This window comes from Spirillospora sp. NPDC049024, assembly GCF_040649235.1.
Classification (GTDB): domain Bacteria; phylum Actinomycetota; class Actinomycetes; order Streptosporangiales; family Streptosporangiaceae; genus Spirillospora.
In genome coordinates, this window is sequence record NZ_JBEZFD010000031.1 from 62,479 (window position 1) to 78,737 (window position 16,259).

At 72.8% G+C, this 16,259-nt stretch carries 12 protein-coding genes and 1 riboswitch; of the genes, 10 read left to right on the forward strand and 2 right to left on the reverse strand.

All coding sequences use genetic code 11. The features are described from left to right. The first annotated feature begins 136 nt into the window (after nucleotides 1–136). The 5 genes from AB0C21_RS38795 (at nucleotide 137) to AB0C21_RS38815 (ending at nucleotide 4,106) form a co-directional block, all read left to right on the forward strand. Nucleotides 137–664, forward strand: a complete 528-nt coding sequence (locus AB0C21_RS38795; RefSeq protein WP_500211099.1) for an ATP-binding protein — start codon at nucleotides 137–139, stop codon at nucleotides 662–664. Then, nucleotides 649–1,485: an SAM-dependent methyltransferase gene (locus AB0C21_RS38800; protein WP_500211100.1), complete on the forward strand. Its 837-nt coding sequence runs from the start codon at nucleotides 649–651 to the stop codon at nucleotides 1,483–1,485. Before AB0C21_RS38795 ends, AB0C21_RS38800 begins: the two co-directional genes overlap by 16 nt. 167 nt (nucleotides 1,486–1,652) lie before the next feature. Further along, a complete protein-coding gene (locus tag AB0C21_RS38805; protein ID WP_500211101.1) occupies nucleotides 1,653–2,699 on the forward strand; it encodes a hypothetical protein in 1,047 nt (348 codons plus the stop codon). A gap of 26 nt (nucleotides 2,700–2,725) precedes the next feature. Then, a complete protein-coding gene (locus AB0C21_RS38810) occupies nucleotides 2,726–3,487 on the forward strand; it encodes a class I SAM-dependent methyltransferase (protein WP_500211103.1) in 762 nt (253 codons plus the stop codon). A gap of 10 nt (nucleotides 3,488–3,497) precedes the next feature. Beyond that, the gene (locus AB0C21_RS38815; protein ID WP_500211104.1) at nucleotides 3,498–4,106 is read left to right on the forward strand and encodes a methyltransferase domain-containing protein; all 609 of its coding nucleotides are present in this window, start codon (nucleotides 3,498–3,500) and stop codon (nucleotides 4,104–4,106) included. On the opposite strand, the gene AB0C21_RS38820 is transcribed toward AB0C21_RS38815, so the two are convergent. Then, the gene (locus tag AB0C21_RS38820; protein ID WP_500211106.1) at nucleotides 4,076–4,909 is read right to left on the reverse strand and encodes an exodeoxyribonuclease III; all 834 of its coding nucleotides are present in this window, start codon (nucleotides 4,907–4,909) and stop codon (nucleotides 4,076–4,078) included. The two genes, AB0C21_RS38815 and AB0C21_RS38820, sit on opposite strands and share 31 nt — an antisense overlap. A gap of 223 nt (nucleotides 4,910–5,132) precedes the next feature. Here AB0C21_RS38820 and AB0C21_RS38825 point away from each other — a divergent pair, with 223 nt between their 5' ends. Continuing rightward, nucleotides 5,133–6,281 carry an FKBP-type peptidyl-prolyl cis-trans isomerase gene (locus tag AB0C21_RS38825; protein WP_500211107.1) on the forward strand — a complete coding sequence of 383 codons (1,149 nt, stop codon included), beginning with the start codon at nucleotides 5,133–5,135 and terminating at the stop codon, nucleotides 6,279–6,281. A gap of 215 nt (nucleotides 6,282–6,496) precedes the next feature. Next, a complete protein-coding gene (locus AB0C21_RS38830) occupies nucleotides 6,497–9,346 on the forward strand; it encodes a transglycosylase domain-containing protein (RefSeq protein ID WP_500211109.1) in 2,850 nt (949 codons plus the stop codon). 53 nt (nucleotides 9,347–9,399) lie between these two features. Here the strand turns inward: AB0C21_RS38830 and AB0C21_RS38835 are convergent, their stop codons facing one another. Next, nucleotides 9,400–9,771 carry a DUF8711 family protein gene (locus tag AB0C21_RS38835; protein WP_500211110.1) on the reverse strand — a complete coding sequence of 124 codons (372 nt, stop codon included), beginning with the start codon at nucleotides 9,769–9,771 and terminating at the stop codon, nucleotides 9,400–9,402. A gap of 49 nt (nucleotides 9,772–9,820) precedes the next feature. Further along, nucleotides 9,821–9,937: riboswitch (SAM riboswitch) on the forward strand. Between the two features lie 41 nt (nucleotides 9,938–9,978). Between AB0C21_RS38835 and AB0C21_RS38840 the strand changes: the two genes are divergently transcribed. The 3 genes from AB0C21_RS38840 (at nucleotide 9,979) to AB0C21_RS38850 (ending at nucleotide 16,198) form a co-directional block, all read left to right on the forward strand. Further along, entirely contained in the window at nucleotides 9,979–11,238 is a 1,260-nt protein-coding gene (locus AB0C21_RS38840; RefSeq protein ID WP_500211112.1) for an aminotransferase class V-fold PLP-dependent enzyme, read from the forward strand. A gap of 101 nt (nucleotides 11,239–11,339) precedes the next feature. Next, the gene (locus AB0C21_RS38845) at nucleotides 11,340–15,833 is read left to right on the forward strand and encodes an SseB family protein (protein WP_500211114.1); all 4,494 of its coding nucleotides are present in this window, start codon (nucleotides 11,340–11,342) and stop codon (nucleotides 15,831–15,833) included. Beyond that, on the forward strand, nucleotides 15,830–16,198 hold the full coding sequence (locus tag AB0C21_RS38850; protein ID WP_500211116.1) for a UCP033725 family protein: 369 nt from the start codon (nucleotides 15,830–15,832) through the stop codon (nucleotides 16,196–16,198). The genes AB0C21_RS38845 and AB0C21_RS38850 overlap by 4 nt, the downstream gene beginning before the upstream one ends. Nucleotides 16,199–16,259 lie beyond the last annotated feature (61 nt).

Here is a 16,259-nt window from a genome sequence, read left to right on the forward strand (position 1 = left end):
GCGCGCAAGCGTTGGTGACTGCCCCTCGGGGCTGCGTAAGAGTGTGTGTTGTTTCACTTCCACGTCCGACATCGACTTGGCCGAAGAGCACATGTTCGCTTACAGCCCGACACGGAGACGTGAAACCAACGCCGCCATGAACGCATCAGACACATGGTCAGGGCCCCTCCTGGTGCCCGCTCCCGCTCCCTCGCTGGAGGTCGGGATCCCGTCCGTCTGGAACACCAACAACGGCAAGTCGTCCGGGCGCCTCATCGGCGAGATCGACCTCGCCGCGACGCCGCCCGCCGTGCGGCTCGGCCGCTCCTACGTCCGCGAGCTCGTCGGCCAGCACTTCGGCGCCGACCGGTCCGAACTGGGCGACCTGGAACTGCTGACCAGTGAGGCCATGACCAACTCGGTGCTGCACGCGCGGCCGCGCCGGGACGGGACGATCACCGTGTCGGTCCTGCACGTCGACCGGTACGTCCGGGTCGAGGTCACCGACGGCGGCGCCGCCTCCCCGGGGCAGCCGCGGCCGGTGGACGAGGCGCTGCCCACGGGCGGGCGCGGGATGACCCTGATGAAGGCGCTCGCCACCGACTACGGCACCTGCCGAGGCCGGAACGGGACCTCCGTGTTCTGGTTCGGCATCGGCGTCCGGGACGGATGGCGGCTGCCGTGACCCCGGGGGCGGCGCTGCGACCGGCCGGCTGGACCGAACCCTCCCCTCCCGGGGGCGGGATCCGGCTCAGCACGTCGTCCGCCAGCGTCGCCCGGATGTGCAACTACCTCCTCGGCGGCAAGGACAACTACGCCGCGGACCGCGCGTCCGCCGAGCGTGCCCTGCGCAGCTGCCCGGTGGTGCTGCGGCTCGTCCAGGCGAACAGGGGCTTCCTGGACCACGCCGCCGCGCTCCTCGCCGGGGAGGCCGGGCTCCGGCAGTTCGTCGACGTCGGCTGCGGGCTGCCCGCCGCCGAGAACCTCGGCGACCTCGTCCGGCGGGCCGACCCGGCCTGCCGGGTCGCCTACGTCGACAACGACGCGATGGTCCTCGCGCACGCGCGGGCCCTGCTCGCCGTGGACGACGGCACCGGCGCCTTCGCCGGGGACGTCCGCGCCCCCGCCGCGCTGCTCGCCGACCCCGGGCTGCGGCGTCTGATCGACCTCTCCGAGCCCGTCGCGGTCTTCCTGCTCGGCGTCCTGGACTTCGTCGCCGACGAGGACGACCCGGCCGGCATCGTCGCCGCGCTGGCGGCGGGCCTCCCCCCGGGCAGCCACGTGGTGATCAGCCATGCGGTGCGGTCGCCCGAGCTGGACGCGGTCTCCGGGCCGTGCGAGGGCGTCGACACGCCGTTCCGGCCGAGGAGCGAGGACGAGATCGCCCGCATCTGCGGGAGCCTGCGGATGCTCGCCCCGTATCCGGCCCGGCTCACGGCGCCCACCTCGCTGCGCGATCCGCGCCCGCTGCCGCTCGTCGGCTGCGTCGGGCGCGTCCCGGGGTGACGGTCCGGATGCCCTCCGCGGTTCTCACGGGAAACGCTGTCCGGGCGCGGGACGAGGCCCTCGCCTGGACCGGTTACAGGACGGACATATCTGCCGATCGCCCGCCCCGGCCGCGCGGCGCTTCGCTACGATCGAAGCGCCAGCAACTGCCACATCTAGGGCGAGTGATGACAGCGGACGGCGAGCCGAAGTCTCTCTCCGACATCACCAAGGACATGGGGCTCAACATGTCCGACGTTGCGGCCTTCTCCGGACTCGACGAAAGCACGATCTTCCGGTTGTGGGACAACGTCGAATGGCTCGACCGGATCAGCGGCCGGTCGCTGCAGAGCCTCATGTCGTCCGTTCCGGGAATCGCCGAGTACTCCATGGCGCACGCCCTCCGCAAAAGGCGCGACGGGCTCGTCGCCGACCTGCACGGCGAGGGCCTCAACGTCAACCTGGACGCCCTGGAGAGATCGCCCGTCGCGCAGCCGCACCTGCTGAACGCGCTGGAGGCCGGGCTGCACATCATGCGCGGCCAGGCGACGCAGAAGACGTCGTCGTTCATCGCCCGCTTCTGGGGGCGCGAGCAGGACACCGCGCTGGAGGCGCTCTACTCCACCACGGCCGGCGAGGGCCTTCTGGACGACCCGCGGAAGCTGTACGACTCGTCCATCGACCTGGCCCCCCGGCTTAACCGCAAGACCTACTCGTTCCATTCGATCCTCGCGCTCAACATCCTCACGCACCAGGTCAGCAAGGTGACCGGGGAGCTGGAGGCCGACCTCGGGTTCGAGGTGCCCGGACGGCAGGCCGCGTTCATGATGCGCGGCGTCGTGATGGGCTCCCTGATCAGCTCCAACGACTTCGAGCTGGCCGAGCGGTACCGCAAGGAGCTCGACGCGACGCCGGTCTACGCGGCGCTGGAGGAATGGTCGTTCCCGACCTACACCAGGGACGGCCGGATCAGCAGCGACTTCACCCTTCCGAGCTCCCTGTCGCTGCGCAACACGGCCGTCGAGGTGCTCCGCGAGATCGCCGTCTACAACGACGCCTACGTCTACTACCTGGCGTCGACGTACATCCCGCTGGCGGTGAAGCGCGACCCGGCTTTCGGCGGGAAGCTCCCCGAGCTGATCCAGGCACTGGAGCTGCGCGGGGCCGACTGCCGGGACAGAAGGATCAGACAGACCTGCGAAAAGCTGGTGCGGCGGCTCAAGGGCCTCGCCTGAACCAGGCCTTGGAGAATGGGGAGCCGGTGGAGGACACGGCGCAAGCCATCGCGAATCTGACGCGCGCGCGTTGGGAGGCGAACGCGGAGTACTGGGTCAAGGTCATCAGGGAGCGCCGCGACCGGTACCGGACCGAGCTGACCGACGCCGCCGTCCTGGACGCCGTCGGCGACTGCGCGGGCCGGCGCGTCCTGGACGCGGGATGCGGCGAGGGCTACCTGTCCCGCAAGCTCGCCTCCATGGGCGCCGACGTCACGGGGGTGGACGCGGCGCAGGGCCTGATCGACGCGGCCTCCTCGCACCCGTCGCCGGAGGGCAAGGCCACGTTCACCCGCGCCAGCGTCGAGGACCTTCCGCTGGAGGACGACCAGTTCGACCTCGTCCTGTGCAACCACCTGTTCAGCCACCTCCAGGACCCGACCCGCGCCATCGGCGAGTTCTCGCGCGTCCTGAAGAGCGGCGGGCGGCTGGTCCTGCTGACCCTGCACCCCTGCTTCTACGTGGAGAACGCCGAGCAGGGCGCGGCGAGCAGCGTCCCGGCCTCGCAGTACTTCGCCTCGCGCGGGATCGACCAGCGGTTCATGGTGGACGGCCTGGAATCCCCTTCGATGATCACAAGCTGGCTCCGGCCGCTGGAGTACTACGCTGGAACGCTCCGAGACGCCGGTTTCGTCATCGCGGACCTGCGCGAACCGCATCCGACGGAAGAGCAGATGCGGGACGACCCCTGGTGGCGCAAGGGCTTCCCCACGGCCATGTTCATGCTCCTGATCGCGGAGCGCCGTTAGAGTCGTCCTCATGGAGGACGTGCCGGCGGGGTTAGCGGAGCATCCGGACAGGCTCCGGTGGAACGAGAAGTACGCGGAGGCTTCCGGGCCGTCGCGCGCCCACCCGCTCGCGGAACGCGCGCTGTCGCTCGGGATGCCCGACGGCGGGGTGCTCGACCTCGCGTCCGGACCGTCCGGCAGCGCCCTGCTGGCCGCCTGGACGGGACGCGCCGTGACCGCCGTCGACATCTCCGAGGTCGCCCTCGGGCGCCTCGGCGCCGAGGCGCGGCGGCGCGGGCTCGGACCGCTGATCACCCTCGTCCAGGCCGACCTGGGCGAATGGCGGCCTGGCACGGACCGGTACGCGCTCGTCCTGTGCACCGGCTTCTGGGACCGCGCCGTGTTCGAGCGCGCGGCCGGGGCCGTCCTGCCCGGCGGCCTGCTGGCCTGGGAGGCGTTCACCGAGGCGGCCCGGCGCGACCGCCCGCGCCTGCCCGCCGAATGGTGCCTCAAGCCGGGCGAGCCCGCCTCGCTGCTGCCGGACGCCTTCACCGTCCTCGACCAGTCCGACGACGGCGGCAAGCGCCGCTTCCTCGCCCGCCGCGACGATCAGTCGAGGTCGACGACGACCGGGGCGTGATCGGACGGGCCCTTGCCCTTGCGGGCCTCCCGGTCGACATACGCGGAACCCACCCGCGCCGCGACGTCCTCGCTCGCGTAGAACAGGTCGATCCGCATGCCCATGTTCTTGTGGAACGCTCCGGCCCGGTAATCCCAGTAGGTGTAGGGGTGGGGGCCCTTCATAGGCGTCGGGACGACATCGCGGAGGCCGAGGGCCCGCAGGTCGGCGAGCGCCTGCCGCTCGGCGGGCGTGACGTGCGTGGAACCGGCGAAGACGGCGGGGTCCCAGACGTCCTCGTCGGTGGGGGCGACGTTGTAGTCGCCGCAGGCGACCAGCGGCGCCCCCTCGGCCAGCTCGGCCCCGAGCGCGTCGCGCAGGGCCGCGAACCACGCCAGCTTGTAGGCGTAATGGGCGGATTCGGGGGTGCGACCGTTCGGCGCGTACAGCGACCAGACCCGGACGCCGCCGCACGTGGCGCCGATCGCGCGGGCCTCGGGTGCCAGCAGGACGGGCTCGCTCAGCTCCATCTGGCCGGCCTCGTCTTCGGCCCCGGCCTCGCCCGCGTAGGACGGCTCGCCCGGAAAGCCGAGGGAGACGTCCTCGATGCCGACCCGTGAAAGGACGGCCACGCCGTTCCACCGCCCGTCGCCGTGCGCGGCGGTGGCGTACCCCAGTTCCTCTACCTCCGCGGCGGGGAAGAGATCGGCGCGGCACTTGGTCTCCTGGAGGCAGACCACGTCCGGCTTCGTCTCGTCCAGCCAGCCGAGAAGGCGCGGAAGGCGTGCCTTGACGGAGTTGACATTCCACGTCGCGAGGCGCATCCCCCCAGCCTGCCATCCCCGGGAGCGTGAAAGCGTGTGTCATGCCGTCGGCGGGGATATCCTGGCGGCTTCCCCTGTCCCCTGCCAGATGACACCGCTCCTTGCGTGTGGCCGGTAGATTGCGGGTCGGCCTCCTTCTCCCGGATTTCACGCTGTGCTTAGCCCGGCCCTGGAAGGGTGGTCACGTTCGTGGTGTCGTCGAACCCGGAGCAAGTGAGGAAACATGTCCGAGGATGACAAGCCCCGGGGCAAGCCGGCGGTCAAGGCGAAGGCGAAGATCCCGAACGCCCAGAGCATCCGCAGCCCCGAGTTCACTCCGCACGGGATCAGCGCCGGCCGCGGCAGCGGGCTGAACCGGCCGTCCGCGCTGACCGCCAAGGAGGCCAAGAAGCGCCGGCTGATGATGGTCGCCGGGATCGTGGTCGCCGCGCTCGCGATCTCCGGCGGGGTGTACTGGTGGGTCAGCCGCCCCGGGCCGAAGGTCGAGGTGACCGGCAAGTTCGCCGAGGAGCCCAAGGTCGAGATCCCGAAGAAGCTGGAGCCGACCAGGACGCTCAAGGTGAGCACGCCGATCAAGGGCGGCGGCCCCGTCGCCGCCGACGGCGACACCGTCTTCGTCCAGTTCGCCACCTACAAGTGGTCGAAGGCCAAGGACGAGGAGAACTCGCGGGTCAAGAGCTCCAGCGAGAAGGTCCGCTCCTCCTACGAGGAGAACCAGCAGCAGGGCGGCGGCGGCCCCATGAAGCTCGTCGTCGGCAAGAGCGGGCTCAAGGACATCGACAAGAGCCTCGTCGGCAAGTCCGCCGGCAGCCGGGTCGTGATGCAGCTCCCGCCGTCCAAGGAGCTCACCCAGCTGAGCCCGCAGCAGATCTCCGCCAAGGACGCGATCCTGTTCGTCATGGACGTCCAGGCGGTCGTCCCGAAGAGCCAGCAGCCGCAGGGCACCGTGCAGAAGCTGGACGACAAGTCGCTGCCCAAGGTCGAGGACAAGGGCGCCGGCAAGGAGCCCAAGGTGACGATCCCGGGCGAGGACGCACCGAAGAAGCTCGTGGCGAAGACCCTCGTCGCGGGCAACGGGCCCGCGCTGGCCAAGGGCGACGAGGCGGTCGTCAACTACACCGGCAAGATCTGGAAGTCCGGCGACAAGTTCGACTCCAGCTGGGACAACAAGCAGCCCGCGACGTTCCCGATCGGCCTGGGGCAGACCATCCCCGGCTTCGACAAGGGGCTCACCGGCGCGAAGGTCGGCAGCCGCGTGCTGCTCGTCCTGCCGCCGGACGAGGGCTACGGCAAGAAGGGCAGCCCGCCCAAGATCAAGGGCGACGACACCCTGGTGTTCGTGGTGGACGTCCTCGCGAAGGTCTACAAGTGAGCTGACCGAGGCGCGGCCGTGCGCGGGAGCGGCGGGGCACCCCATGGGTCCCCGCCGCTCGCCTTTTTTCGAAAGGCCGCCAGTTGCGGCATCCGTCACGACAACCGGGGAGACGGATTGCCCGTCCTCCTATGGGAGACCGCGGATGCGCATTGGGCGGCCGCCGCACGGATTCCCTCAGGTATCGTCTGTAACGCATTAATCACGGGGGGGTTGTGAGCGACAGCGAGAAGATCCCGGAGAGCCGAGAACGCTCCGGGACGGGCCAGGCGGACCGGCACGACACCGAGGCCGGAGCGCCGACCGGCACGGACGGACGCGCGACCGCCACGCTGACCGCGGATGTGAACGGCTCCGAACCCGCCATCGGAGAATCCGCCCCGGACGCCGAATTCACCGACGAGGACGACATATCTCGGAACGACGACAAGGGTCACGGAGAGGCCGCGGACCTGGGCGACTCAGCCGAATCGACCGCCGTGGACAACACCACCGGCGCACCCGCCGAAGAAGCCCCCGCGTCCGAAGACGCCGCCCCCTCTGAGGATGTCTCCGCCCCCGAAGACGCCGCAGCCCCCGAGCGCGCCACCGCCTCGGAGAGCGCCGCCGCGTCCGATGATCTCGCGGCGGCCGATGATCTCGCGGCGGCCGAAGGTGCCGCCGCCTCCCAGGGCGTCGCCGCGGCCGAAGGTTCCGTCGCCGAAGGGGTTGGGGCGTCCGAAGAGGCCGCCGTGTCCGACGGTGTCGCGGCGTCCGGAGGTGTGGCCGCGCCGGATGGTGTTTACGGGGCGACCACCGGAGATACCAAGACCATGCCCGCCGCCTCCAAGCGCGACTCGACCCAGCGCGACTCCCATGCCGGAGAACCACCGTCCGGCACCGCCCCCGGGCCCGGCGGCGGCGGGGGCGGGGGCAAGGGGCCCGGCAAGCCGCGCAGCCGCCGGACGCGGTTCTTCCGCCGGTCGCTGTTCCTGATCCTCGCCTTCCTCGGGTTCTGCATCGCCGCGTTCGGCGTGGCCTACCTGTTCACGCCGGTGCCTTCGCCACAGGAGGAGGCGATCGCGCAGGGCCCGACGTTCTACTACTCCGACGGCAAGACGCAGATCGCGAAGACCGGCGTGAACCGGGACGCGGTCAAGCTCGACAAGATCCCCAAGAGCACCCGGGACGCGGTGATCGCCGCGGAGAACCGCAGCTTCTACAGCGACCCCGGGGTGTCGGTCCAGGGGACCACGCGGGCGCTGTGGTCCACCGCGACCGGCAAGCAGCTCCAGGGCGGCTCGACGATCACGCAGCAGATGGTCCGCAACTACTACGGCGGCATCGGCAAGGACCGCTCGGTCACCCGCAAGCTCAAGGAGATCATGGTCTCCCTGAAGGTGGGCCGGGAGAAGGACAAGAACTGGATCCTCGAGCAGTACCTCAACACCATCTACTTCGGCCGCGACGCCTACGGCGTGCAGGCCGCCGCGCACGCCTACTTCGACAAGGACGTCTCGAAGCTGACGCCCGCGGAGGGCGCCTACCTCGCCGCCGCGATCCAGCAGCCGAGCAACTTCGCCGACCCGACCGGCCCCCGCCGCGCCTACGCCGAGCAGCGCTGGCGCGCGATCGTGGGCAACATGGTCCGGGACGGGGCGCTCACGTCGTCCCAGGCGGCCTCGCTGACCTTCCCCGCCCCCGGCAAGGAGAAGATCATCGACGTCCTCAAGGGCCAGCGCGGCTACATGGTGAACGTGGCCAAGAAGGAGCTCACCGAGCGCCGCGGCTACAGCGAGGACGAGATCAACCGCAGCGGCCTGAAGATCACCACGACGTTCGACAAGCGGCTGATGGACGCGATGAAGCAGGCCGTCTCTAACAACGCCCCGAACGGGATGAGCAAAAAGATCCGTACCGGGGCGGTGTCGGTCGACCCGTCCACCGGGCAGGTGCTTGCCTTCTACGGCGGCCGCGGCTACCTGGAGGAGGCGCTGAGCAGCGCCTTCGGCGACTGGGCACAGGCCGGGTCGGGGTTCAAGCCGATCGCGCTGGCGGCCGCGCTGGACGACGGCAAGACGCTGTCCACCAGCTACGACGGCAGCTCCCCGCAGTACTTCCGCGGCGCCCCCATCCGCAACGACAGCAACGAGAACTTCGGCACGGTGAACCTCGTCACCGCCACCGAGCACTCGATCAACACGGCCTACGTCAACCTCGGCCAGGACATCGGCAACAAGAAGATCGCCGCGATGGCCGAGAAGATGGGCATCCCCGCGTCGCAGATGAAGCCGGACCAGCGGGACGCCGCCACGTTCCCGCTCGGCATCGTGTCGCTGCACCCCGTCCAGCAGGCGGGCGTGTACTCGACGTTCGCCTCCGAGGGCGTGCACCGGACGCCGTTCGTGGTGAAGTCCGTCACCGACAACGAGAACCACAAGCGCAAGTTCACCGAGAAGGGCGAGCGGGCGTTCAGCCAGCAGGTCGCCAGGGACGCCACGTACGCCATGCAGAAGGTCGTGCAGGGCGGCACCGGCACCGGCGCGCAACTGCCCGACGGCCGCGACGTCGCCGGCAAGACCGGCACCACCGACAAGGGCCGCGCGATCTGGTTCAACGGGTTCATCCCGCAGATGGCGACGACGGTCGCGATGTTCCGCAGCGACGGCAAGCCGCTGAACATCCCCGGCTACGGCGCGTACGGCGGGCAGCTGCCCGCGCAGATCTGGCGCTCGTACATGTCGGACGCGGTGAACATCAAGGACTACGAGGCCAAGTCGTTCGGGTCGCCGTCGGAGACACCGGGCAGCGGCTTCGGCGGGCCGACGCAGGACGTCCCCCCGGGCGGGACGCAGCCTCCGGACACGGGCGGGCCGGTCGAGCCGCCGCCCTCCACGGACCGGCCCGACACCCCGACGCCCCCCACCGACCTGCCGACCATCCTCCCGCCGCAGCCGCCCGGCGACGGCGGCGGAACCGGAGGCGGCGGAACCGGTGACGGCGGCGGAACCGGAGGCGGAGGCACCGGCGACGGCGGCGGCGGGACCGGAGGCGGCCCACTAGGCCGCTTCGGCACCGGCGGCTGACCGCCCCGCGCCACTCCTTGCTCGGTCGCGCGGTTGCTCGGTCGCGGGGGTGCTCAGTCGCAGGCTTTGCCGATGGCCGCGGGCGTCTCCCTGATCACGGTGTCGAGCTGGGAGACGTCGCCGGAGCCGACGCCGGGGGCGGCGGCGCGGAGCTTGCCGGCCTCCGTCTTCAGGGCCTTGCTCAGGTCGGCGTCGTCGGCCTGCTTCGCCAGCCCGTCGAGACGCCCGGCGAGCTGCTCGGTCGCCGGGCGCCACTGCGCGGGCTCCGCCGCCGGGACGCTCCGCACCTGGGCGACGTACTGCTGGAACGCCTTCTTCGTGTCGGTGCACACCTGGCCGGAGTTCCCGCCCAGCGCCCCGCACCCGCTGAGGGCGCCGAGCACCAGCGCTCCGCCGGCCAGCGTCGCGACCACCCCGTACCGCATCGCACCCTCCCCTTGATCTTCGATCGGCTCCGCTTATACTTCCGCATGAGGTCATGAGCGCCAGCGCCAAGCCCCGGCTTGCTGGCCGGCAACCCTTCGTCCGCGATGGGGTGCCCCGGGTGAAGACCTGGCCGGACGCGAGACCGCGTTCCGGCAAGCGCGGATCCCGACGGACGTCCCGGGGTCCCTGACCCGGAAGGTCCAGGTATGCCCACGCTGCTCGCCCGCTCCCCCATCACGACTGCTGTGACGCACCCGGAGGGGGTCCGGGTTCGCCGTCTTCCCCGCGTCGTCGGGGCGGACGCCCCGGTTCCGGTGCGCGGCGGCCACCGCGTCCCCTACGCCAACTTCGACTACGCCGCCAGCGCGCCGTGCCTGGAGGCGGTCCAGGAGGCCGTCACCCGCGCGCTGCCGTACTACAGCAGCGTCCACCGGGGCGCGGGGTACGCGTCCCAGGTCACGACGTCCGCCTACGAGGAGGCGCGGGAGACCGTCCGGTCGTTCCTCGGCGCGTGGCGCCGCTCGGCGGTGGTGTTCACGCGCAACACCACCGACTCGATGAACCTGCTCGCGCACGCCGCCCCCGCCGGGACGAGCGTCGTCGTCTTCGAGAGCGAGCACCACGCGTCGCTGCTGCCGTGGAGGCGCGCCGTGCGGCTGCCCGCGCCCGCCACCCCGGCCGAGGCCCTCTCCGCCGCGGACCGCGCGCTGCGCTCGTGCCCGGTCGGGCCGCGGCTGCTCGTCGTCACCGCCGCGTCCAACGTCACCGGCGAGCTGTGGCCGATCGAGGAGCTGGCGGAGGTCGCGCACCGCAACGGCGCCCGCATCGCGGTCGACGCGGCGCAGCTCGTCCCGCACCGCCCCCTCGACATGACCGCGCTCGACCTCGACTACGTCGCGTTCTCCGGGCACAAGCTGTACGCGCCGTTCGGCGCGGGCGTGCTCGCCGGACGCGCCGACTGGCTGCGCGCCGCCGAGCCCTATCTCAAGGGCGGCGGCGCCAGCGCCTCGGTCGGAGCGACGACCCGGTGGGCGGCGTCCGCCGAGCAGCGGCACGAGGCGGGCTCCCCGAACGTCCTCGGCGCCGTCGCGCTGGCCGCCGCGTGCGAGGCGCTGCCGCCGTTCTGGGACGACCTCGCCGCCCGCGAGGAGGCGCTGGTGAAGCGGCTGCGGTCGGGGCTGGCCGCGCTCCCCCACGTCCGGGAGCTGACGCTGTGGGGCGACCGGGCGCCGCGCGTCGGGATCGTGTCGTTCACGGTGGACGGCTGGAACGCGCGGGACGTGGCCCTTACGCTGTCTGACGAGCACGGCATCGGCGTGCGCGACGGGAAGTTCTGCGCCCACCCCTTCGTCCGGCACCTGCTGGGCGAGGACGGGAGCGCCGTCCGCGCGAGCATCGGCATCGGGACGGTCGAGGAGCACATCGACCGGCTCCTCACCGCCCTCGCGGAGCTGACAGCGCACTGACCTGCGAACTCCCGCGCTCGGTCAGACGATTGTGCTCTTTAATCCTGTTCGCCCATGTAGCGTAGGCAGTCGCGCGGGGACGAGCACGCTAGAAACAGGGGGTGGCGACCGTGGCCGACGCGTGGCGACCCACGTCGGAACTCGAGCACCGACTGCAGGAGACCGTACGGGCCGGCGACCAGGAGAGCTACTTCCGCCTCCTCGCCGACAGCGAGCTCGTCGTTCCCGTTCCGCCCGACCTGGTGGACGGCGTGCTCGCCGGGGAGGCGCAGCCGTCGTGGCCCACCCAGGAGGAGGACGGCCGGGTCCACGTCCTGGTTTACACGTCGGCGGCGGCGATGCGGGCGTGCCTCGGCCCGGCCTACCAGCACTTCATGACCGTCCGGTTCGGCGACATCGCCGAGGGCTGGCCCGACAACCGCTGGTGGCTGGCGGTCGACGCGCCCGCGCGCGGCGTCGCCGCCGCGCTGCCGATCGAGGCGCGGCTGCCCGCCTGGTTCGTCCGGCAGGTCGCCGAGGGCGACGGCCGCCCCCCGCTGGTCGGCCGCGCGACGCCGCCGTGGGAGGAGCTGCGCGACCAGCACCGCGACCTGCCCCGCGAGGCGCCGCGCCCGGAGTTCCAGCCGGCCAACGACGTGGAGCGCGAGCTGCTGCGGGCCGCCGCGAACAACGACCACGACCTGTTCCTGCAGACGCTGGCCGCCACCGACGTGCTGCTGCCCGTCCCGGACGAGACGGACTACTCGCTGCGTCCGGGCCGTCCCGGCTTCCCCTGGCAGACCCGCGAGGTCGACGGCTCCACCGTCGTCCCCGTCTTCACCTCGCCGGAACGCCTGGCCGAGGCGTCCGGGCCCGGCACCGAGCACATCACGCTGCCGTTCACCGTCGTGCTGCGGTACTGGCCGAACCACGACTGGGCGCTCGCCATCAACTCCGGCTCGCCCGCGGGCGGGACCGTCCTCGCGCAGCAGCTCCCCGGCCTCGCCACCTGGGCCGACCGGCGCGCCGCCCAGCGCATGACGGAGCGCTTCGAGCCCCAGAACGACATCGAGCAGCGGCTCTTCGACGCCGGGCGCCGCGGCGACACCGAATCCTTCTTCAAGATCCTGCTCGGCGCCCAGGTGCTCGTGCCGGTGGACGCCGAGACGCCGTGGGGCATCGTCCCCGGGGACGGCGAGTTCCCGTGGCGCCCCGTCCCCGTGCACGGCCGGACGTCGATCCAGATCTTCACGTCGCTGAAGTGGATGAACGAGGCGATCGGGTCGTCCCGCTTCATCATGCCGAGCCTTCTGGAGATGGTCACCGCGTGGCCCGACGCCTCCTGGACGCTCGTCCTCAACCCGGGCACGCCCATCGACGCGTCCATGCCGGGCGACCAGGTCCGCACCCTCAGCGGGCCGCCCGCTCCCCCGTCCGCCGCGGCGCCGCCGGCCCCGGCCGCGCCCGCGGTGCCGGTGGCCCCCGCCGTCCCGGCCGACCCGTCGCAGGCCGGTGAGCCGGGCCGCCACCACGCCGACGCCCCTGCCGCGCCTCCCGCTCCGGCCGCCGGTGCCGCCGGGCCGGGCCGCCACGCGAGCGCAGCGCCCACCGACGAACCCGCTGTTCCCGCACCCGGAGCGCCCGCGGAGGCGGGACGCCACCACGCGGGTCCCGGCCCTGCCGCGCATCCCGACCCTGCGGCCGGTCCCGGGCCGAGCGGTCCCGCCGAGCCGGGCCGCCCTGAGATCGCGCCTCAGGCTCCGGCCCACTTCGGTGAGTTGGGCGCGGCCCCTGGGGAGGCGGGCCGCCACCACTCGGCAGGCCCTGCCATGCCTCACGCCGCCGCAGCGGGCGGAAACGACACCACTGGTCCCGGTGCGCCCGAGATCGGCGCACCCGGCGTACCTCCGCAGCCCGCACCGGCCGGCGCGGACACGCCCGTCCCGCCGGACGCCGCGGGCGGCGTCCCGGCCGACGAGCCGCCGAGCCCCGCACCGGGCCTGCCGGGAGACGCGGGCCGCCACTCGGACCCGTCCAGCACGGCCATCGACCCGGTCCTCCTGGCCGGACTGGACCCGGCGGCCGCTCCCGGCCCGACCGGCCAGGCAGGCGGCGTCATCGAGCCCGGTCCTCCCGGCTCCGCGCCTCGGGACGTCGAGCTCCCGGGCCGCCACCACGCGGGCGCGCCCGGCGCGACCGACCGGCCGGGCATCGGAGCAGAGCCCGGCCTCCCCGGCCCCGCACCGCAGGCCAACGAGCCGCTAGGACCTGACGCACCCGCAGACGCGGGCCGCCACCTGGCAAGCGCACCCGGCACCTCGACCGACGCCGCCACACCCGAAGCGCCCGCCCCTGCAAGCGGCGCTCCCCAGCCGGGCCTCCCCGGGCCCGCGCCTCGGACCAACGAGCCGCTAGGACCGGGGGCGCCAGCGGATGAGGACCGTCATCTGGCAGGGGCACCTCGCACCCCGGCCGACGCGATCACTCCTGAGACGCCTGCAAGCGGCGCCCCGGAGCCCGGCCTTCCCGGACTCGCACCGCAGCGCAACGAACCGCTAGGACCGGGGGCGCCAGGAGACGCGGGCCGTCCGGCAAGTGCACCCGGCACCCCGACCGACGCCGCCACACCCGAAGCGCCCGCACCCGCAAGCGGCGCCTCGCAGCCAGGCCTCCCTGGGGCACAGGCCAACGGGCCGCTTGGACCGAGCGCGCCCGGAGACGCGGGCCGTCATCTGGCAGGCGCACCCGGGACCCCGGCTGACGCGATCACTCCTGAGACGCCTGCAAGCAGCGTCACAGAGCCCGGCCTTCCCGGACCCGCACCTCAGAGCAACGAGCCGCTTGGACCGGGCGCACCCGCAGACGCGGGTCACCACCTCGCAGGCGCGCCCGGCAGCCCGCTCAGCGCTGCCACTCCCGGTCCTGCACCTCAGGACGTCGCCCCCTCGGGCCCCGTGCCGGATGGCGCGGGCCGTCCCTATGCGGCCCCGCCCGGGCCGGGCGCAGACCCTGGCCACATGGCCGGACGGGACGACCCCGGTGCGCCCCGCGAAGCCGCACCGGGCGGTGCCGGTGAGGTAGGTGGCCCCGCGGCCGCCGGCGTCGGGCCGGTGCCGGAAGAGGCGGACCGTCGTGTCGCCGGTCCTGGCGAGCCCCGCGATGCGGCGCTTCCCGGGCAGGTGAGCGGACGGGACGCGACCGACCAAGGCGCGCCTTCCGCGACGGGCGGCCTCGTGGACACCGGCCCCGCCGCCCCCCAGGGCAACGAGCCTCCAACCCCGGAGGACGTGGAGCGCCACCAGGCAGGCATGCCGGGGACGCCCCCGCAGGACGTGGCCGACACCGACCAGAGCGGTCGCCACGACTTCGCCGACCGCGCGGCTCCAGGCGAGGGCGCGAGCGCGTCCCCTGCCGCGGGCGCCGCTGAGCCGGGCGGCCCCCCCGCGGCCGTTCAACCGACCGCAGGTCCGGCGCCCCAGGACGCCGCGCTCCCCGGCCAGGCGGACGGCCGGGACGTCGCAGGCCCCAGTCGCGTCGAGGACGGCGGGAGCGCCGCACCGGCCGGAGAGGCCGCTACGGGGCGCGCGCTGCACGCCGTCGGGGAGCCCGAGCCCGCGTTCGAGCCGGGGAACCGGATCGACCAGGAGCTCTACGAGGCGGCTGCGAGCGGCGACTCCGACGCGTTCCTGCGGGTGCTGCTGAACGCGAACGTGCTCGTGCCGATCCCCGACGACGCGCCGCTCGAGGTGACCCCGGTCCAGCGGGAGTTCCGGTGGGACGCGGCGCTGCGGGACGCGGTGTCCGTGCAGGTGTTCACGTCGCTGGTCCGGTTGCGCGAGGTGCTGCCGGAGTCCCGGTTCGTGTACGCCGACTTCCGGGAACTGATCGGCGCGTGGCCCCGGGAGGACTGGGCCATGGTCCTCAACCCGGGGACGCACATCGGGGCGTCGCTGCACGGCGACCAGGTGCGGTCGCTCAGCGAGTGGGCGGTGCGGGTCGGGCTCGTCCCGGGGCGGCCGGAGGTTCCGCTGCCGCCGCCGCGGCGCGAGCCGGTCCCGCAGATGCCGGCGGCCGACCCGGAGGACCGCGTCTCCTCGCCGACGATCATGCAGAAGGTCGTCCCGCACGGCCATGTCTCCTGGTACCTGGAGCAGGGGTACGACCGGGTCGGCGGCTTCGTCCACTCGACGGCCGACGTGGCCGAGCTCCAGACGCCCGGCCAGCTCTACGAGGTGCTGGGGCTGCTGTACGCCGACTCCCCGTTCTCCTTCGACGACGAGGGCGTGTACGTCATCCGGTGGCCCGCGTACTGCCCCGACCTGTACCGCGTCCCGTTCGGCGGACGGGACGAGGAGGAGATGGCGTCCTGGGGCGAGGCCGGCTGGGTCGTCGAGCGGCCGCCGTTCGTCGGCAGCGGCTTCGCGCCGGGAAGCGCCGGATCGATCCGCGAGTACAAGGTGGCCAGTGTCCGGCTGCCGTACGGGGCGGAGATGTACTACCTCGGCAGGGACCGGTCCGAGCGGTTCATCGCGATGTACGATCCCGACCGGCTCGCCTGGCTGCGGCCGGACGCGAACGCCGACGCATGGGACGGACGGACGGAGGCCGCGCAGTGATCCGGGACGGGTACGTCGCGCGCTGGCTCGGCCGCGACTTCGAGGCGGCGCCCGGCGCCGACGGTGAGGTCCGGCTGTACGCGCCCGGGCCGACGGACGGGTTCGAGGAGTTGCGGCCGGGGCGCTTCCGCCGCATCGTCCCGGCGTCCGAAGTGGAGGACCTCCGCTACGTCCGGACGACGTGCCGCTGGCGCGGGGAGCGGTTCGTCATCGTCGGCGAGCATGAAACGTGGATTCGTGTCGAATACGCGGGCGGGCTGGCCCCGGTCGCCGAAAGGCTGGGGCTGGAGCGCGTCGACCAGGGCATCTGGCAGGCGTGGGCGCCCGGCTCGGAGATCGAGGACGTCCGCGAGGAGTTCGTCTGACCCTGGACGGGCTTGATTTGGCCCTGGGATCCGTGTTCGCATGTCTCCCGAGGCGATCCCT